The sequence below is a fragment of the Solibacillus sp. FSL R5-0449 genome (genome assembly GCF_037975215.1).
In the GTDB taxonomy this organism is placed as follows: Bacteria; Bacillota; Bacilli; order Bacillales_A; family Planococcaceae; genus Solibacillus.
In genome coordinates this window covers 3,410,001-3,427,652 of the sequence record NZ_CP150239.1, presented here as the reverse complement: position 1 = coordinate 3,427,652, position 17,652 = coordinate 3,410,001, and the positions used below count along the sequence as shown (strand labels likewise).

General features: G+C 40.7%; 22 protein-coding genes (1 of these 22 cut by a window edge). 19 read left to right on the top strand and 3 right to left on the bottom strand.

The window, feature by feature from the left end; translation table 11 throughout:
• The first annotated feature begins 45 nt into the window (after positions 1-45).
• The 13 genes from MKY27_RS17170 to rpsI all read left to right on the top strand — a co-directional run bounded on the left by MKY27_RS17170 (position 46) and on the right by rpsI (position 8,599).
• Entirely contained in the window at positions 46-699 is a 654-nt protein-coding gene (locus tag MKY27_RS17170) for an adenylate kinase (protein ID WP_079523477.1), read from the top strand.
• A gap of 413 nt (positions 700-1,112) precedes the next feature.
• Positions 1,113-1,331: a translation initiation factor IF-1 gene (gene infA / locus MKY27_RS17165; protein WP_008406932.1), complete on the top strand. Its 219-nt coding sequence runs from the start codon at positions 1,113-1,115 to the stop codon at positions 1,329-1,331.
• Positions 1,332-1,368: 37 nt separating this feature from the next.
• Positions 1,369-1,482, top strand: coding sequence for a 50S ribosomal protein L36 (gene rpmJ / locus MKY27_RS17160; protein WP_000868344.1), 114 nt, complete (start codon positions 1,369-1,371; stop codon positions 1,480-1,482).
• 24 nt (positions 1,483-1,506) lie between these two features.
• Positions 1,507-1,872 carry a 30S ribosomal protein S13 gene (gene rpsM / locus MKY27_RS17155; RefSeq protein WP_008406720.1) on the top strand — a complete coding sequence of 122 codons (366 nt, stop codon included), beginning with the start codon at positions 1,507-1,509 and terminating at the stop codon, positions 1,870-1,872.
• Positions 1,873-1,898: 26 nt separating this feature from the next.
• Positions 1,899-2,288 carry a 30S ribosomal protein S11 gene (rpsK, locus tag MKY27_RS17150; protein WP_008406718.1) on the top strand — a complete coding sequence of 130 codons (390 nt, stop codon included), beginning with the start codon at positions 1,899-1,901 and terminating at the stop codon, positions 2,286-2,288.
• A 145-nt stretch (positions 2,289-2,433) separates the two neighbouring features.
• Complete coding sequence (locus tag MKY27_RS17145) at positions 2,434-3,378, top strand: DNA-directed RNA polymerase subunit alpha (protein WP_008406717.1); 945 nt, start codon at positions 2,434-2,436, stop codon at positions 3,376-3,378.
• Positions 3,379-3,434: 56 nt separating this feature from the next.
• Positions 3,435-3,812, top strand: coding sequence for a 50S ribosomal protein L17 (rplQ, locus tag MKY27_RS17140; RefSeq protein ID WP_339174364.1), 378 nt, complete (start codon positions 3,435-3,437; stop codon positions 3,810-3,812).
• Between the two features lie 445 nt (positions 3,813-4,257).
• A complete protein-coding gene (locus tag MKY27_RS17135) occupies positions 4,258-5,103 on the top strand; it encodes an energy-coupling factor ABC transporter ATP-binding protein (protein WP_339196558.1) in 846 nt (281 codons plus the stop codon).
• Positions 5,079-5,951 carry an energy-coupling factor ABC transporter ATP-binding protein gene (locus MKY27_RS17130; protein ID WP_339196555.1) on the top strand — a complete coding sequence of 291 codons (873 nt, stop codon included), beginning with the start codon at positions 5,079-5,081 and terminating at the stop codon, positions 5,949-5,951. Before MKY27_RS17135 ends, MKY27_RS17130 begins: the two co-directional genes overlap by 25 nt.
• Entirely contained in the window at positions 5,948-6,745 is a 798-nt protein-coding gene (locus MKY27_RS17125; protein ID WP_339174357.1) for an energy-coupling factor transporter transmembrane protein EcfT, read from the top strand. The genes MKY27_RS17130 and MKY27_RS17125 overlap by 4 nt, the downstream gene beginning before the upstream one ends.
• A gap of 12 nt (positions 6,746-6,757) precedes the next feature.
• The gene (gene truA / locus MKY27_RS17120) at positions 6,758-7,507 is read left to right on the top strand and encodes a tRNA pseudouridine(38-40) synthase TruA (RefSeq protein WP_339196553.1); all 750 of its coding nucleotides are present in this window, start codon (positions 6,758-6,760) and stop codon (positions 7,505-7,507) included.
• A gap of 232 nt (positions 7,508-7,739) precedes the next feature.
• Complete coding sequence (rplM, locus tag MKY27_RS17115) at positions 7,740-8,177, top strand: 50S ribosomal protein L13 (protein ID WP_191701173.1); 438 nt, start codon at positions 7,740-7,742, stop codon at positions 8,175-8,177.
• A gap of 29 nt (positions 8,178-8,206) precedes the next feature.
• Positions 8,207-8,599, top strand: a complete 393-nt coding sequence (gene rpsI / locus MKY27_RS17110; RefSeq protein WP_339196551.1) for a 30S ribosomal protein S9 — start codon at positions 8,207-8,209, stop codon at positions 8,597-8,599.
• Between the two features lie 69 nt (positions 8,600-8,668).
• Here rpsI and MKY27_RS17105 read toward each other — a convergent pair whose 3' ends face one another.
• On the bottom strand, positions 8,669-9,706 hold the full coding sequence (locus tag MKY27_RS17105) for a C45 family peptidase (RefSeq protein WP_339196550.1): 1,038 nt from the start codon (positions 9,704-9,706) through the stop codon (positions 8,669-8,671).
• 167 nt (positions 9,707-9,873) lie between these two features.
• Here MKY27_RS17105 and MKY27_RS17100 point away from each other — a divergent pair, with 167 nt between their 5' ends.
• From MKY27_RS17100 to MKY27_RS17080, 5 genes are all read left to right on the top strand, one after another.
• Positions 9,874-10,158 (top strand): 2-keto-3-deoxygluconate kinase, encoded by a 285-nt coding sequence (locus tag MKY27_RS17100; RefSeq protein WP_339196548.1) that lies wholly within the window; start codon positions 9,874-9,876, stop codon positions 10,156-10,158.
• Positions 10,159-10,190: 32 nt separating this feature from the next.
• On the top strand, positions 10,191-11,930 hold the full coding sequence (locus MKY27_RS17095; protein WP_339196545.1) for an ABC transporter ATP-binding protein: 1,740 nt from the start codon (positions 10,191-10,193) through the stop codon (positions 11,928-11,930).
• 25 nt (positions 11,931-11,955) lie between these two features.
• On the top strand, positions 11,956-13,731 hold the full coding sequence (locus MKY27_RS17090; RefSeq protein ID WP_339199773.1) for an ABC transporter ATP-binding protein: 1,776 nt from the start codon (positions 11,956-11,958) through the stop codon (positions 13,729-13,731).
• Positions 13,732-13,789: 58 nt separating this feature from the next.
• Positions 13,790-14,503, top strand: coding sequence for an N-acetylmuramoyl-L-alanine amidase (locus MKY27_RS17085; protein WP_339196543.1), 714 nt, complete (start codon positions 13,790-13,792; stop codon positions 14,501-14,503).
• A 73-nt stretch (positions 14,504-14,576) separates the two neighbouring features.
• A complete protein-coding gene (locus tag MKY27_RS17080; RefSeq protein WP_339174343.1) occupies positions 14,577-15,632 on the top strand; it encodes a P-loop NTPase in 1,056 nt (351 codons plus the stop codon).
• A gap of 45 nt (positions 15,633-15,677) precedes the next feature.
• Here the strand turns inward: MKY27_RS17080 and gerD are convergent, their stop codons facing one another.
• Positions 15,678-16,289, bottom strand: coding sequence for a spore germination lipoprotein GerD (gerD, locus tag MKY27_RS17075; protein WP_339174339.1), 612 nt, complete (start codon positions 16,287-16,289; stop codon positions 15,678-15,680).
• A gap of 148 nt (positions 16,290-16,437) precedes the next feature.
• Here gerD and MKY27_RS17070 point away from each other — a divergent pair, with 148 nt between their 5' ends.
• Positions 16,438-17,118, top strand: coding sequence for a KinB-signaling pathway activation protein (locus tag MKY27_RS17070; RefSeq protein WP_339196540.1), 681 nt, complete (start codon positions 16,438-16,440; stop codon positions 17,116-17,118).
• Positions 17,119-17,189: 71 nt separating this feature from the next.
• On the opposite strand, the gene MKY27_RS17065 is transcribed toward MKY27_RS17070, so the two are convergent.
• Positions 17,190-17,652: the 3' portion of a hypothetical protein gene (locus tag MKY27_RS17065; protein ID WP_339196537.1), read on the bottom strand. Its footprint extends 182 nt past the window's final position; the window shows 463 of its 645 coding nt (coding positions 183-645); the start codon falls outside the window, past its right edge; the stop codon is at positions 17,190-17,192.

The window sequence follows — 17,652 nt, the reverse complement described above, 5'->3', positions numbered from 1 at the left end:
TTCTCGTTTCCTTACCGGCTTATGCTATAAAGGGGAGTATTACGTATGAATATCGTTTTAATGGGTCTTCCAGGTGCCGGTAAAGGTACTCAGGCTGACAAAATTGTTGAGAAGTACGCAATCCCTCATATTTCTACAGGCGATATGTTCCGTGCCGCTATTAAAGAAGGTACAGAATTAGGTTTACAGGCCAAATCATTTATGGATCAAGGTGCATTAGTACCCGATGAAGTAACGATTGGTATTGTTCGTGAACGTCTTTCACAACCAGACTGCGAAAAAGGTTTCTTATTAGATGGATTCCCACGTACGGTTCCTCAAGCTGAAGCTTTAGATAGCATCCTTGAAGAATTAGGGCGCCCAGTTGAGCATACAATTAATGTTCAAGTTGAAAAAGAAGAGTTAATCGCACGTTTAAGTGGTCGTCGTATTTGTAAGACTTGTGGTACATCATATCATTTAGTGTTTAACCCACCAAAAGTGGATGGCATTTGTGATAAGGATGGCGGCGAGTTATACACGCGTGCAGATGATAATCCTGAAACTGTTACAAACCGTCTGGAAGTAAATATGAACCAAGCACAACCTTTACTTGATTTCTACGAAGCAAAGGGAGTACTTACAAATATTAATGGACAGCAAGAAATTTCAAAAGTATTTGCTGATCTTGATGCTCTATTGCAGGGCAGCCGCAGCTGATATCCGTCCGGGCGCTAGACAGCTTCCGCGGTAGTCATGCGGAGGCAACAACGAAACATAATTTTTTGAGAGTTGCAAAAGCATATTGTGCCCGGTATATACTATAAAGGTTGAGCACTAAATTAGTGTGATGACATCTTTGTAACGTATAATGGGTTTCGTGGAAGCATCTGTGTAACGGGTATGAATCTCTCATCAAGACATTCCGGCTATCGTGTTAACATAAGGATGCGGTTCCTTATAGGATACTGTTTCCATGGATTGTGTGAAGCGAAACCAGACGAGCGTCTTATTCTACATCTCTCATGCAATCCAAACCATATGTTGAAACGAGTTGCTTCTTAATTAGGAGAAACAGTTGCAAGAGCTCGCATGAGTTTTTTGATATAAGCATATAGAAGGGAGTCGAGAAGATGGCGAAAGACGATGTAATTGAAGTCGAAGGGACAGTTCTTGAGACTTTGCCAAACGCGATGTTTAAGGTAGAATTAGAAAATGGGCACACTGTGCTTGCACACGTATCTGGAAAGATCCGTATGCACTTTATCCGTATCCTACCTGGAGATAAGGTTACTATTGAGTTATCTCCTTATGATTTAACTCGCGGTCGTATCACATACCGTTTTAAATAATCTTTTGCACTCCGGACTATTAAGGAGGTTAGGTTAGATGAAAGTGAGACCATCTGTGAAACCGATCTGCGAAAAATGTAAAGTAATTCGCCGACGCGGTAAAGTAATGGTAATCTGTGAAAATCCTAAACACAAACAAAAACAAGGATAATTAATCAAGGAGGTGCACTAACGAATGGCACGTATTGCTGGTGTTGATATTCCTCGCGACAAACGCGTTGTAATTTCATTAACATACATTTACGGTATTGGTAAAACTACTTCTCAAAAAGTATTAGCAGGTGCAGGTATTGACGAAAATACTCGCGTTAAAGACTTAACAGAAGATCAATTAAACCAAATCCGTGAACAATTAGATTCATACAAAACTGAAGGTGACTTACGTCGTGAAGTTTCTTTAAACATCAAACGTTTAATGGAGATTGCTTCTAACCGTGGTATCCGTCACCGTCGTGGTTTACCTGTTCGTGGTCAAAATACGAAAAACAATGCGCGTACGCGTAAAGGTCCACGTAAGACTGTAGCGAACAAGAAAAAATAATTAAGTAAAGGAGGTTCCTTCTTAACATGGCTCGTAAACAACAAACTCGTAAACGTCGTGTGAAAAAGAACATCGAATCTGGTGTTGCTCACATCCGTTCTACATTCAACAATACAATCGTAACGATCACTGATATGCAAGGTAACGCATTATCTTGGTCTTCAGCTGGTGCTTTAGGTTTCCGTGGTTCACGTAAATCAACTCCATTCGCAGCTCAAATGGCTGCTGAAACAGCTGCAAAAACTTCAATGGAACATGGTTTAAAAAACATTGAAGTAACAGTTAAAGGTCCTGGTTCAGGTCGTGAAGCTGCAGTACGTGCACTTCAAGCTGCTGGATTAGAAGTAACTGCTATTAAAGACGTTACTCCAGTTCCTCATAACGGTTGCCGTCCGCCAAAACGTCGTCGTGTGTAATGGGTGCAGCTTAGAAGTTTAATTACTTCTACGTACATCATGTTACTTTGTACAAAAGTCTTGTGCATTTTATAGTCTAACTTAGATTAACAACTATGATGATAAGAACCTATACATTAGATGTTTTGAAGGAGGGTAAATTGGAATGATCGAAATTGAAAAACCAAAGATTGAAACAGTGGAGATTAGCGAAGATGCCAAATACGGCAAGTTTGTTGTAGAACCGCTTGAACGTGGTTATGGTAATACTTTGGGAAATTCTCTACGTCGTATCCTTCTGTCTTCATTACCTGGAGCTGCTGTTACGTCAATTCAAATTGACGGCGTATTACACGAATTCTCAACTGTAGAAGGCGTTGTAGAAGATGTCGCTTCGATTATCTTAAACGTGAAAAAGCTAGCTTTAAAAATCTACTCTGACGAAGAAAAAGTTATTGAGATTGATGTAAAAGGTGACGGAACGGTTACTGCAGCTGACATTACACATGACAGTGATGTAGAAATTTTAAACCCAGATCTATATATCGCAACAATCGCTAAGAACGGTCATTTACGTATGCGTATGTACGCACAACGTGGCCGTGGTTATACTCCTGCTGATCAAAACAAACGTGAGGATCTTCCTATCGGCGTGATCCCGATCGACTCTATTTACACTCCAGTTTCACGCGTCAACTTCCAAGTAGAGAACACTCGTGTTGGACAAAACTCTGACTACGACAAGTTATCACTTGATGTATGGACAGATGGAAGCATCGGTCCTAAAGAGGCGATTTCACTTGGAGCGAAAATTTTAACTGAACACTTAAATATCTTCGTTGGCATGACGAACGAGGCACAAACTGCTGAAATCATGGTCGAAAAAGAAGAAGACCAAAAAGAAAAAGTATTAGAGATGACTATCGAAGAACTTGATCTTTCTGTTCGTTCTTACAACTGCTTGAAGCGTGCTGGTATCAATACGGTACTAGAATTAGCCAACAAGTCAGAAGACGATATGATGAAAGTACGTAATCTTGGTCGTAAGTCTCTTGAAGAAGTTAAGCATAAGTTAGAAGAGCTTGGTTTAGGATTACGTAAAGAAGACTAAGCGAAAAATTATAAAATTTAGCTAGATCAGATATATTTAAAAGGAGGGAAACGTCCATGGGTTACAGAAAACTTGGTCGTACAAGTTCTCAACGTAAAGCATTATTACGCGACTTAGCTACTGATTTAATCATCAACGAGCGCATCGAAACTACTGAAGCGCGCGCTAAAGAAACTCGTAAAGCTGTTGAGAAAATGATTACTTTAGGTAAACGCGGAGATTTACACGCTCGTCGTCAGGCAGCATCATTCATCCGTCGTGAGCTAGTAACAGTTGGAGAAGGCGAAGAAGAAAAAACTGTTTTCGCACTTCAAAAATTATTTGACGATATCGCACCTCGTTATGCGGAGCGTCAAGGTGGTTACACTCGTATTCTTAAAGTAGGTCCTCGTCGTGGAGACGGCGCACCAGTAGTAATTATCGAATTAGTTTAATTCTTAATAACATACAGGTGGAAAAGGGGTGTCCGGTTCACCGGTTGAACCCGCACCCCTTTTTTATATAAACAAAATTGATTTATACGACATAATAAAGCTGAGCGTTATGATGAGCGGAGTATTTTATATACTGGCGTCTCGTTTAGCTCTCCGCACCTCATTCAACGAATTTTCGGGCTTGAGCACCCGTAAATTTTGTAAATGTAACGACAAGCGCATTTCTCTGAATGAGGTGCGCGCTTTTTTATTTATGGAATGAAGGGTTGAGCCCCTAAATTCCCTATACATATGCAAACATAAAGTACGTTTAAATAGGTGGCCGTTCGCGCAAAACTTGTTTGAAAACGTGCTTTATTTTTATATAGGTATCATTTCCTGGGAAATTCAAATTAACAATATAATATGTCATACTTAAGCGAAGCAGAGGGGAGATTAGCTGCGTATGAGTGAAATTTTATCATTTAATCAAGTAACCTATTCATATACACCGGAAGAACCTCAAACTCGAAATGCGGTAGAGGATGTTTCCTTTGTCATTAACAAAGGGGAATGGATTACGATTGTCGGTCATAACGGCTCCGGAAAATCGACGATGGCCAAATTGATGAGTGGTCTTCTAATACCACAGCAAGGCGAAGTCCGTATTAAACGTGAGCTTCTTACAGAAGAGAATATATGGGATATTCGCTCGCAGATAGGTATTGTCTTTCAAAATCCGGACAATCAGTTTGTCGGGGCGACTGTGCAGGATGATGTTGCTTTCTCGCTTGAAAACAACGGTGTTCCGCATGAAGAGATGGTTAAACGTGTGCACAATGCCCTCAGACAAGTGAAGATGGAAGAGTTTATCAACCACGAGCCACACCATTTATCGGGCGGACAGAAGCAGCGTGTCGCTATTGCAGGAGCATTGGCAATGCATCCGCAAATATTAATATTGGATGAAGCAACATCTATGCTGGATCCTCAAGGTCGTGAAGAAGTGTTAACAATCGTGGAAGCACTGCGAAAAGAAATTGGACTTACGGTATTGGCGATCACACATGATCTTGAAGAAGCTTTACTGGCAGACCGCATTATTTTTATGAATGCCGGCAAAAAATACGCTGAAGGAACGCCTGAGGAGATTTTTGCATTGGGTGATGAACTTGTACAGTTTGGTTTGGATATGCCGTTTGCGATGAAAATGACGAAGCTGCTACAGGCACAAGGTGTACATCTTGTAGGACAACATATGACAGAAGAAGAGCTGGTGAATGACTTATGGACATCCAACTTCAACAAGTAAGCTATGCCTATGCAAAAGGCACACCATTTGAAAAGAAAGCTTTACATGAGGTTGACTTAACAATTAAAAGTGGAACATTTCAGGCGATTATCGGACATACAGGATCAGGGAAATCAACAATTCTCCTGCACTTTAACGGATTGTTAAAACCTTCGAGCGGTACCGTGAAAATCGGAGACCGATTGATTGAAGCAGGAAAAAAGGCAAAAGACTTAAAGACAGTGCGTCAAAAGGTAGGCATCGTGTTTCAGTTTCCTGAGCACCAGCTTTTTGAAGAGACTGTATTAAAGGACATTATGTTTGGCCCGATGAATTTTGGGGTGTCTGAGGAAGAAGCGGAAAAACGGGCGCGTGAGCTAATCTTATTAGTAGGATTGCCGGAAGAAATACTGGACAAATCCCCATTTGACCTATCTGGTGGTCAAATGCGCCGTGTCGCCATTGCAGGAGTACTGGCAATGGACCCTGAAGTAATCGTTTTGGATGAGCCAACAGCGGGTCTTGATCCACGTGGTCAAAAAGAAATTATGGACTTATTTTATAAGCTACATAAAGAGCGCGGTTTAACAACGATACTCGTTACACATAGTATGGAGGATGCGGCACGCTATGCAGATGCTGTTGCAATAATGCATGAAGGACGCTGTGTGTTGACCGGAGATCCGCGTGCAATTTTCAGCGATCGTCAAACACTTGCCCAATTTCGTCTGGAGCCGCCACGTATTGTTCGCTTTCAGCATCAGGTCGAGAAGATGATGGGGAAACCATTGGCGAAAGTATGCTTAACTGAAGAAGAGCTTGCCGTGGAAATTGGACAGGCAATTCCAAAGGGGCGTGAACAGCAATGATGGAAAAAATGATATTTGGGCGCTATATACCAGGAAATTCATTTGTGCATAAGCTGGATCCGCGTTCAAAGCTGCTTTTTGTTTTTGCCTTTATTATCGTCGTCTTTTTTGCCAATAATGCAGTAACCTATGCGCTGCTTTTGGCGTTTACATTACTCGTTATTCTACTTTCGAGAATCCGCCTTTATTTTCTAATCAACGGTTTAAAACCCGTCATATTTTTAATGCTCTTTACTTTGATTTTGCATTTGTTTATGACGAAGGAAGGGCCTGTATTAGTTGATCTTGGCTTTATGAAAATATACGAAGAAGGTTTACGACAAGGGATGTTCATATCCATGCGCTTTTTAATGCTCGTATTTATGACATCAATCTTAACGTTAACGACTTCCCCTATTTCAATTACGGACGGTCTGGAAGTACTGCTCAATCCATTTAAAAAGCTGAAGCTGCCTGTACATGAACTTGCATTAATGATGTCGATTTCTTTACGTTTCATACCAACGTTAATGGATGAGACGGATAAAATAATGAAAGCGCAGATGGCCCGTGGTTCGGATTTAAGTGCAGGACCGATTAAAGATCGTCTCAAGGCAGTTGTACCGTTGTTAGTACCGCTCTTTGTCAGTGCATTTAAACGTGCAGAAGATTTAGCGACTGCGATGGAAGTGCGAGGCTACCGCGGAGGCGAAGGACGTACAAAATACCGTCAGTTAAAATGGATGGGAAGAGATACGGCTATTTTAGTCATACTTGTATTATTAGGCGTCCTTTTATGGATGCTGCGCAGTTAGAGGAGTAAAAACATGGTGAGATTAAAAGCAACGATTAGCTATGACGGTACAGGATTTGCCGGATATCAGGTGCAGCCGGGTGAGCGCACAGTACAGCTTGAAATCGAAAAAGTATTAACAAAAATGCATAAAGGGACACACGTAAAAATTACAGCGAGCGGCCGTACAGATGCGCGTGTCCATGCAACAGGCCAGGTAATACATTTTGATACAGCTCTTGCGATTCCCTCTGATAAATATCAAAAAGCATTAAATGTCCAATTGCCGCGTGATATTCGTGTACTTCATATGGAACAGGTAAGGGAAGACTTCCATGCACGCTATGATGTATGTGGCAAGCGTTACCGCTATATTTGGGATTGCCGCGCTGTTCAAAGCCCGTTTAGAAGACATTACGCAGTCGAAACAGGCGGAGTGAAGCCGAATGTAGAAGCGATGCGTGAAGCAGCCCAAGCAATTGTCGGGACACATGACTTCAGTTGCTTTTGCGCGGCAAATACGAGTGTAGTGGATAAAGTGCGTACGGTTGAAGCACTGGAGCTTGCCTGGCATGGGGAAGAGCTGCATATGACCATTAGCGGCAACGGCTTTTTATACAATATGGTACGGATCATTGCAGGGACATTGTGGGAAGTGGGCATCGGAAAAAGGGAAGCAGCGTCACTGGAAAAGGCAATCGCTTCAAGGGACCGTGCACAAGCAGGTAAAACAGCACCAGCACATGGTCTGTATTTGGAACAAGTTTTTTATCAAGATTTATAAAAATTTATTTGAAAAAATTTTCCTCTTCACTATAAAAACCTAGAGAAATCGGCTTGTGAAAAGGGTTAACAACCTCTCCAGGTGTTCAATTAAATATCTTGACTTTAAACGCGATCCAGTATATGATGATGTATGGTATTTTCATTACCACCACAATAATAAGCCCCGAAACTTATAAAAGTGTATATAATGAAAAATAACGGTAATTCATATCGATTAGGAGGATACAAACATGCGCACAACTTTCATGGCTAAAGGTCAAGAAGTAGAACGTAAATGGTTAGTAGTTGACGCAGAAGGCCAAACGTTAGGTCGTTTAGCTTCTGAAGTAGCTTCTATCTTACGCGGTAAACATAAACCAACATTCACACCAAACGTTGATACAGGAGATCATGTGATCATCATCAACGCTGATAAAATTGAGTTAACAGGTAACAAATTACAAAAGAAAATTTACTACCGTCATACTCAATTCGCTGGTGGTTTAAAACAACGTACAGCTGGTGAAATGAAGGAAAAATACCCAACTCAAATGCTTGAGTTAGCAATTAAAGGTATGCTTCCAAAGAACTCTTTAGGTCGTCAAATGTTCACTAAATTGAACGTTTACACTGGTTCTGAACATCCACATGCTGCACAAAAACCAGAAGCTTACGAGTTACGTGGTTAATCAATAAACTATAATAGGAGGAAATAACTTTGGCACAAGTACAATATATCGGCACAGGTCGCCGTAAAAGCTCAACTGCTCGCGTACGTTTAGTACCAGGCGAAGGTAAAGTAGTAATCAACAACCGTGATGTTTCAGATTACCTACCATACGAAACTTTACACTTAATTATCAACCAACCATTAGTAGCTACAGAAACTAAAGGTTCATATGACGTTCACGTTAACGTAAACGGTGGTGGATTCACAGGTCAAGCTGGAGCAATCCGTCACGGTATCGCACGTGCATTATTACAAGTTGATCCAGACTTCCGCCCAGCTTTAAAAGCAGCGGGTCTATTAACTCGTGATTCACGTATGAAAGAACGTAAAAAACCAGGTCTACGCGGCGCTCGTCGTGCACCTCAGTTCTCAAAACGTTAATCTATACGATTATTATTTTGCGAAACTACAAAACCCTTTCTTGGAATTATCCGAGAAAGGGTTTTTTCTTTATTCATTTGCAAAGCCGTTTGTCGCATGAAGTTTTCCTTTAATTTTTGAAAGAGGCAAATGAGTACCGCTTAGCCACGATTTAAAATCAATCACTACAGGCAGTGCATCGCCACCTAAAGCAAAAATACATTTCCCTTCACCCGGTAAATAGCCAACCGTATGGAGAGTCCCATCCCATGCACCGTATTTTGTCGCAAAGACGCCATTTTCGATACCATTCAATAATGTATATGCCTTTTCAAAACTAAGTGGATTTGCCTGGGCACTCGAAATAATATGTTCACGCGCTAAGGAATCTTCTGTTCGGTACCGGTTTTCTTCTGTCAGCACTTTAAAGTGATTCGTACAGGCTGCTGCGTCGCGCACGGCCACATTGCGCGGAGATGCTTCTACTGCCACCATCGTTTGCTTCGCATCCAGTAATACATAATTAAATGAATGCTTATGGGGAATATCTTTTAACAGTGAAATGCCCTCTTCAACAGTAGCGCAACGTTCAAGTAAAAGACGCGCAATCATATTGCACACAAAGCCATCCGCACTGTTTTTCGTATTGACAAAGTTATAACCGACGACAAGTCCTTTTTCATTCATTCCATCCATACGACCTGTAATTTGCATTGAAGGACCGAGTGCCGCGTAGCCACCGTCAGTTGGAGCATATAGCACAAAGCGTCCATCATAGCTTTTAGGGTCATTATCATAGTTTCGGATCATATAAGAAGGACTTGTCGTAATCGAGCAGCCACTTTTTCTATGTGCGGCATAATAGCCTCCATAATGGAGTAAAGCCTGTTCTTCTGTATAACCAAGTGTATAAGCGAGCCCTTCAATTTCCTCTATTATTCCTGGAGCGAAACGGGCTAATAGTTGATTAACATATGATTTATCTATAGAAAATCTATGATCCAGTTGTTTATAAAGTTCTTCTCTATTAGAAAAAAGCGGAGAGTTCTTTAAAAGCTCTCCCTGATATATACCAAATTCATAATGCGATCCTCTAAATTGTATAATATCGCTCGTCACGTTTTTCAATTTTATGTACCCCTTTAATGAAACTGTTTGTTTTATAGTAACGATATTTAAAGAGCAAACAAAATAAAACGGTTTGAAAAAAGTACTTCTCCTGAGTACTTTACCGGGAGTGTTACTTTTGTATACAATAGTATACGATAGTATTCAAAAGGGATGGGGTGATAAATTTGAAATCAGAAGGTAGAAGGAGACACCGAGGAGAAGGAGAACATAGTATTCGCCGTCCAAAGGGTGCCCAAACTTTCCGTCGTGGGCGTGCATTGGAGTTTTACCGCCAACTCGAAATGAAGCGTTCAACTTTGAAACAACAGCTGGAGTCTACGGAATTGCAGTCGATTCATTCTGTCATTGCAGGAGAACTGAAAGCGACTGAAGCAATTATGAATGATTTTGTAGGGTTGTTCCAATTAAATGAACTGTTGGAAGAAACAAAGCCAACAGAAGAGGATTAATTTTTCACAACATAAGGAAGTGAACTTGTTTAATGCAAGCAGTATGGAAACTCTCAAAATATATTAAGCCATATATATTATTTGCGATCATCGCTCCCGTAATGATGGTTATTGAGGTAAGCATGGATTTACTGCAGCCTACAATATTACAGCATATTATCGACGATGGGATTGCTCAAAATGATACGTCATATATTGTGAAAATGTTTGGCTTAATGATAGCGACATCTTTAATCGGTTTAATCGGAGGTGTAGGGTGTTCGATTTATGCGTCACGGACGGCTGTTAACTTTTCAACCGATCTACGTCTCGATTTATATGAAACGATTACGTATTTTTCAAATAGCAGTAAAGATAAATTTACGCTCGGAAAGCTTGTTACGAATTTAACGAGTGATATGGAAATGCTTCAGCGTGCACTGACGATGTTATTAAAAATATTTGTCCGTGGACCGATGATGTTTATCGGGGCCATCGTCATTGTCTTTATTACAGCGCGCGAATTATTTCCGATTTTGTTGGTCGTTGTGCCGATTTTGGCATTTTGCATGTACTACTTTACGGCACTATCAGGCAAGCTTTTTCATAAAGTGCAAAAGGTTGTCGACGTAGTAAATACGAAAGTCCAGGAAAACTTGGCAGGTATTCGGGTCATTAAGGCTTACAACCGGAAAAATCATCAGATCGAGCAGTTTACCGGAGTAAACACACAACTGATGAAGCGCAGTATGGCAGCTGATCAAATTATAGGCGTACTTGCACCGCTTACAATGTTTGTCGTGAACTTAGGTATAGTAGCAGCACTTTGGATGGGTGCGATCAAAGTAGACAACAATACGTTACAAGTTGGGGTTATTCTGGCCTTTATCAACTATTTAATGATGGTCATGCAGGGGCTGATGAGTTCTTCGATGGTACTTGTACAGCTGGCACGTGCAATACCAAGCGCGGGGCGAATCGTAGAAGTGCTGGAAGAGACAACAGACTTAACGGGTCCTTCAAAACCGGTGGGAAAAGAAATTCAAGGAAGTATAAGTTTCGAAAATGTAAGCTTCTCCTATTTAAAAGAAACAGAATCGGTATTGAAAAATATTAGCTTCGACGTGAATGCGGGAGAAACCCTCGGCATTATCGGAATGACAGGAAGCGGGAAATCGACATTAGTTAAAATGATTCCGCGCCTGTTTGATCCTGACAGTGGTGTAGTAAAAATTGATGGGCTACCGATCGGGAACTATTCATTGGAACATTTACGCCAGTCAATCGGTTTTGCGCCACAAAAAGCTACACTGTTTTCGAAAACGATTGCCGACAACTTACGCTATGGCAAAACCGGTGCAACTACAGAGGAAATTTTGCAGGCATTGCAATCAGCAAACGCCAAGGAGTTTGTCGATAAACTGGATGCAGGGACAGACCACTTGCTCACACAAGGGGCAACAAACTTATCAGGCGGGCAAAAGCAGCGTTTGGCAATGGCGCGGTCATTTATCCGTAAACCAAGTATTTTGATTTTGGATGATGTGACAAGTGCGGTTGACAGTATTTCTGAAAAAACGATTCAACGGGCGATTGAAGAACAATTTAGTAATGCCACAAAAGTGATTGTCTCATCTAAAATCTCTTCAATTCGTCATGCCGATCAAATACTCGTAATGGATGACGGAAAAATTGCCGCAGCAGGGACACATGAGCAATTATTGCAGGAAAGTCCATTATACCAAGAGATGGCGAAAACACAGGCAGAAAAAGGGGTGACCTTAAGTGAATAAACATCAAGGGGAACCGCCTACACCAATGAGGCATCCAGGTGGTCGCTTTACAGGTCCGGTTGTGAAGCCGAAAAATCAAAAAGAAACACTGCTGCGTATTTGGAGCTATTTACGCATACAAAAGGTAGAACTGATCAGTGTTGTCATTTTCGTTATTATTAGTACATTGCTAAGCTTAGTCGGCCCATTTCTGATCGGGAGAACAATCGATGATTATATTGTGAAGCTCGATGTTCCAGGTGCGATTCGGATGGCCCTTATTTTAGCCGGCGTCTATATCGCGTCATCGTTACTGACTTGGCTTCAAACCTTTGTCATGATTCGTGTTTCACAAAAGACGATTCGCAGGTTGCGACAACAATTGTTTGAACAGTATCAGTCATTGCCGCTCGCCTTTTACGACAAAAGACAGCAGGGCGATTTAATGAGCCGGATGACAAATGACATCGAAAACTTAAATGCCGCTTTGTCACAGAGTGTCATTCAAATCGTTTCAAGTTTCTTAACGATTGTCGGAACGGCCTTTGCCCTCTTTTATTTAGATTGGCGATTAGCGCTTGTTACGCTCATTATTATTCCGCTCATCGTTTATGCGACAAAGCAGATTATTAAACGAAGCAGTGTGAACTATAAGGCACGTCAACGGGATTTGGGCAATTTAAATGGGTATATTGAAGAAACCATTTCAAACGCGGATATTATTACGCTTTTCGGTCAGGAAAAATCAACGCTTGCTGAGTTTAAAGAGGCCAATGAGCGATTGCGCGGTTCGGCAATGCGAGCCGATATAATTTCCGGCTTCATGGGTCCAATCAATAACTTCATGAACAATTTAGGTTTAAGTCTTGTAATAGGCGCCGGTGCAATCATGGCAGTAACAAGCGGACTAACAATCGGTGTAATCGCATCATTTGTTACGTATACCCGACAGTTTTTCCGACCGATCAATCAGCTATCGAACTTGCTCAATACGTTCCAATCGGCTATTGCTGGTTCAGAACGTGTTTTTGAAGTGCTGGATGAAGCAAAAGAAGTAGCGGATATTGAAAATGCAAAAGCTAAGAAACAGTTTAGTGGAAATGTTAAGTTCGAAAAAGTTCAGTTTGCTTATGAAACGGGCAAGACAGTATTACACGGAATCGATTTTGAAGCAAAAGCAGGAGAGACAATTGCCATTGTTGGTCCGACTGGTTCAGGGAAGACGACAATCATTCAGCTGTTAACCCGCTTTTATGATGCGACAGGTGGCCGGATCTTATTGGACGGTGAACCAATTCAACATTATAAGATGTCGAATGTGCGAGATCATGTCGGAGTCGTACTGCAGGATACATACCTGTTTTCAGGAACAGTACGTGAAAATATCCGTTTCGGTAAGCTCGATGCAACAGATGATGAGGTTGAACAGGCAGCAAAAATTGCATATGCACATAATTTTATCAAGTATTTGCCTGAGCAGTACGATACTGTACTGACAAGCGGGGGCTTAAATTTAAGTCAGGGGCAGCGTCAGCTTATAGCGATTGCCCGCGCAATTCTAGAAGATCCCGACATCTTAATCTTGGATGAAGCAACTTCAAGTGTTGATACAATGACAGAAGTGCATATTCAAAAAGGCTTGAACAATTTGATGGAAGGGCGTACGAGCTTTGTGATTGCACACCGTCTTAAAACGATTGAAAATGCAGACCAGATCCTTGTCATTAAAGATGGGCGGATTTCAGAACAAGGAACTCATGACTCTTTAATGAATGAACAAGGTTTTTATGCAACATTACAGCGTCAGCTTTTGTCTCAATGATAAGGTGAATATTCCACCGTCCTTTTGCGTATAGTAGGCAAAAAGGACGGTGTTTTTTTTGAGACGTTGGCTTGCACTCATATTCGTAATTTTTTGTTCGATGCTTGTCGTTGTATATGAAACGAACGCATCCGACCGGCGATTTTTTTTACCCGAGCCATTAGGTGGGGTAAAAATTGTATTAGATGCTGGTCATGGAGGAGTTGATGGTGGTGCTTCAAATGGAGAGGTGATCGAAAAAGATGTGACATTGGCAATTACAAAAAAAGTAGCTCGTCAATTGACACGTTTGGGAGCAGAGGTAGTATTAACACGTTCCACAGATGGGGATGTACTGAGTGAACATGCACCAAGTGAGACATTTCCAACACTTCGTGAGCGTAAAAAACAGGACATTTTTTTACGTGAAACGTTAGTAGAATCACATGAACCGGATCTATTCATTACGATTCATGCAAATGCAATACCAAATAGCAAGTGGAGAGGCGCCCAAGTGTTTTACCATCAGACTGGACATGAAAAAAGTGCGGCACTTGCACAGGCAGTTCAGCAATCAATTCGAGAGACGATGGAAAATACGGAACGCGAAGCACTGGCAATTAAAAATGTTTATTTATTAAAGAAAATTGAAAAACCGGCTGTATTAGTTGAAACAGGTTTTTTAAGTAATGAGGAAGAGCGTGATTTGCTGGCAAATGACAGCTATCAGGAAAAAATGGCATTTGCAATTGCACGTGGCATTGAAAATTATATTCACGTAAAATACGAGTAGGCAACATGTAATAACAATACGAATCGATTATGATATACTAACAAATGTAATTTCATTCAGGGGAGTGTTTGATATGTTAAATGAGGAACAAGTCCGAGAACTATTAGGAGAACTACAAGATCCGTTTTTACATAAATCACTAGCAGAAACAAAAGGTGTAACAAACGTTTCGATTAAAGCAGAAAAAGCGCATGTGAGTGTTCGTATTGCAATCGCAAAAACTAATACGCCTGAACAAATGACACTTCAAATGAAAATTGTTGAAGTGTTAAAGGAAAATGGCGCAGCTTCAGTTGGAATTCGTTTTGAAGAGCTGCCGGCAGAAGTACTGCAGTCATTCCGTGGACAAGCGACGGAATCGGAAGCACAAGATATTTTATCACCATTATCAAGCGTACAATTTATTTCAATTGCATCAGGTAAAGGCGGAGTAGGGAAATCTACGGTATCTGTAAATATGGCAGTTGCACTTGCTCGCCTAGGCAAAAAAGTCGGTTTAATTGATGCTGATATTTATGGTTTCTCTGTACCGGACATGATGGGTGTTACAGAAATGCCGGTCGTAAAAGATGACCGTATTTACCCAGTAGAGCGTCTTGGTGTAAAAGTTATCTCTATGGGATTCTTCGTTGAAAACAATGCACCAATCGTTTGGCGCGGACCGATGCTTGGGAAAGTATTGGACCAGTTCTTCCGTGATGTAGAGTGGGGCGATTTAGACTACTTACTATTGGATTTACCACCAGGAACAGGAGACGTAGCTCTGGACATTCACCAAATGCTGCCGTCTTCAAAAGAGATTGTTGTAACAACACCTCACCCGACAGCCGCTTTCGTAGCAGCCCGTGCAGGTGCGATGGCATTACAGACAAATCATGAAATCCTTGGTGTTATTGAGAATATGGCTTGGTATGAAAGCAAATCAGGGGAAAAAGAATTCGTATTTGGTCAAGGTGGCGGTCCAAAGCTGGCTGATGAACTGCGCACAAAATTACTTGGTCAAATTCCGTTAGGACAACCAGATTGGACAGAGGAAGATTTTGCGCCATCTATCTATGCAGAAAGTCACCCGACAGGTAAAATCTATTTGCAAATCGCTGAAGAAATCATTTCAGAGTTAAAAAAATAAAAAAAGAACAACCAGTTGTCCCGATTGAGACGACTGGTTGTTTTTTTATGATTCTCCACCACTTTCTTTACCGCCGCCGCTTTCCTTCTCAGAGCCGGATCCCGATTCAGATCCCGATTCTTTTTCGGATGAAGCTTCACCGCTCTTCTTAATAAGATCCTGCCATTTTGTTTGCATAAGCGGATTTTCGATTGTTTCCATTACGATTTTTTCCAGCTCTTTTCGCATGACGGCACCTTTCATTATACTTTCGAGCTGCTTTTGCATATCCGGCTGGCCGAAGAAAGATGTTAAAGCTTCTTGGTAACTGGCGTCGTTCAGTAGGTTTTTCATTAATTCTTCCTGCTGATCCTGCATACTCTTGGCGAATGTTTCTTTGAATTTCGGGTCTTCAAATGTTTTGATCCAAAAATCCATTGCCTCTTTTGATAACATTGTCTCCTCGGTCGCTTTTTTTACTTCTTCTGTATTTAAAATAAGCAACTCCCGGAAATTCTTATCTTCAAACATTTGGCGAATTGCTTTTTTCCCATCCTCTGTTTGAATGGCATCGACCATGATTTTTTTCACTTCATCATAAGACATTGTCGTCGATTTGGCGTCACTACAACCGGTAAGGAGAATGAGGAAAAAGGTAAGTATGATTAATCGTTTCAATTTTCTCACGACCTTTCTTCATTTATGCGCTTTCGCTTATTGTTCACAATTTTACAAATTGTATGTAACATCTTTTAAGAGAGGTCGCTTTTTTGATACCAAATTGATAAAATATACAAGATATATTAAAAAATGGGGGAATTTGTTCGTGACGATACGGAACTGGGTGAAGTTTGCTTTTTGGGCATTAGTAATCGGTGGTTTAGTTAATGCAGCTGCCTCGTTAATTATTCGTTGGGACTTTTACCAGCCATACTTAGCGAATGGAGAAATCTCAGAATTTCTTGCAGCAGTAGTTTGGAATATCGTATTAGGGATGACAATGAGTGTAATGGCACAAGCAGGATTTTTTGCATATTTGACATTACATCAAGTCGGGGTCAATATATTTAGAACGCTAACACTTTGGAATTGGATTCAAATTTTATTAATCATTATCGTGTTAGTGGATATTATTGTTTTCCGTTTTGCACCAGGAGCTAATGCAGCGGGAGACTGGATTTTCTATGGTTTCTTACTTGCAGTGCTAATCGGTGCGGCCGTCTGGACAGCAATTAAAAAAATCAAAATGACGCAAAAGCCGCATGTGTTGATTTCAACATTATTTTTCATGATTGTTATTACATCTTTGGAGTGGATCATCGCTTTAATGGGAAGACAAGATAATATTGATGTATATGTTGCACTATTATTATTCCCATTAGTGGCCGTTAATGCATACCAAATTTTAATGTTGCCAAAATACAATGCACAATCAGAAGAAGATCGAAAACGATTGGAGCAGCGTCGCAAAGCACGAAAAGAAACAACAAAAACTACAAAAGCATAAAAAAAGGGCGATCACAGAAATGAAAAATTTCGTGGCAGCCCTTTTTTAGTTTTATAGTAGAATAATAAAGTTTAAGGATAACGCTTTGTAGAAGTTTCATAGCCAAATATATTTTGTTCAATTGAAACAAATTTATGCGCTTTTATAAATTCATTTATTTCTTCAAATGAAACTTCCTTGTCTCGGTGCAAAGGAATACTTACAAACGAACCTTCAGGAATTTTACTCTCTTCTATAGGAAACGTATAAGTCGGAGCGACAATGTTGATTCCCTGATCATGCAAAGCAGTTTGCATGGAAGTATCGACTTTATAATCAGAGGTAGCAAACCAAAGCGGTTTTTTGTAAAACGTTTTTTCATAGATTGCGATTTCTTTTTTTAATAGATTTTCATCTTCGTATTGTTCACTATTGGAACCAAGCAAACCGACTCGAATATTTTTTTCCCTCAGCATCTTTACCAAATCGGGACTTCGTAACAACCAGTCACTATCAGCCAATATAAGCGGATATGGTTCACGAAGGTTGGTAACC

Coding starts and splice junctions, on each gene's coding strand:
- MKY27_RS17170 (WP_079523477.1), top strand. CDS start 46: ATGAATATCGTTTTAATGGGTCTTCCAGGTGCCGGTAAAGGTACTCAG.
- infA (WP_008406932.1), top strand. CDS start 1,113: ATGGCGAAAGACGATGTAATTGAAGTCGAAGGGACAGTTCTTGAGACT.
- rpmJ (WP_000868344.1), top strand. CDS start 1,369: ATGAAAGTGAGACCATCTGTGAAACCGATCTGCGAAAAATGTAAAGTA.
- rpsM (WP_008406720.1), top strand. CDS start 1,507: ATGGCACGTATTGCTGGTGTTGATATTCCTCGCGACAAACGCGTTGTA.
- rpsK (WP_008406718.1), top strand. CDS start 1,899: ATGGCTCGTAAACAACAAACTCGTAAACGTCGTGTGAAAAAGAACATC.
- MKY27_RS17145 (WP_008406717.1), top strand. CDS start 2,434: ATGATCGAAATTGAAAAACCAAAGATTGAAACAGTGGAGATTAGCGAA.
- rplQ (WP_339174364.1), top strand. CDS start 3,435: ATGGGTTACAGAAAACTTGGTCGTACAAGTTCTCAACGTAAAGCATTA.
- MKY27_RS17135 (WP_339196558.1), top strand. CDS start 4,258: ATGAGTGAAATTTTATCATTTAATCAAGTAACCTATTCATATACACCG.
- MKY27_RS17130 (WP_339196555.1), top strand. CDS start 5,079: ATGGACATCCAACTTCAACAAGTAAGCTATGCCTATGCAAAAGGCACA.
- MKY27_RS17125 (WP_339174357.1), top strand. CDS start 5,948: ATGATGGAAAAAATGATATTTGGGCGCTATATACCAGGAAATTCATTT.
- truA (WP_339196553.1), top strand. CDS start 6,758: ATGGTGAGATTAAAAGCAACGATTAGCTATGACGGTACAGGATTTGCC.
- rplM (WP_191701173.1), top strand. CDS start 7,740: ATGCGCACAACTTTCATGGCTAAAGGTCAAGAAGTAGAACGTAAATGG.
- MKY27_RS17095 (WP_339196545.1), top strand. CDS start 10,191: ATGCAAGCAGTATGGAAACTCTCAAAATATATTAAGCCATATATATTA.
- MKY27_RS17090 (WP_339199773.1), top strand. CDS start 11,956: ATGAGGCATCCAGGTGGTCGCTTTACAGGTCCGGTTGTGAAGCCGAAA.
- MKY27_RS17080 (WP_339174343.1), top strand. CDS start 14,577: ATGTTAAATGAGGAACAAGTCCGAGAACTATTAGGAGAACTACAAGAT.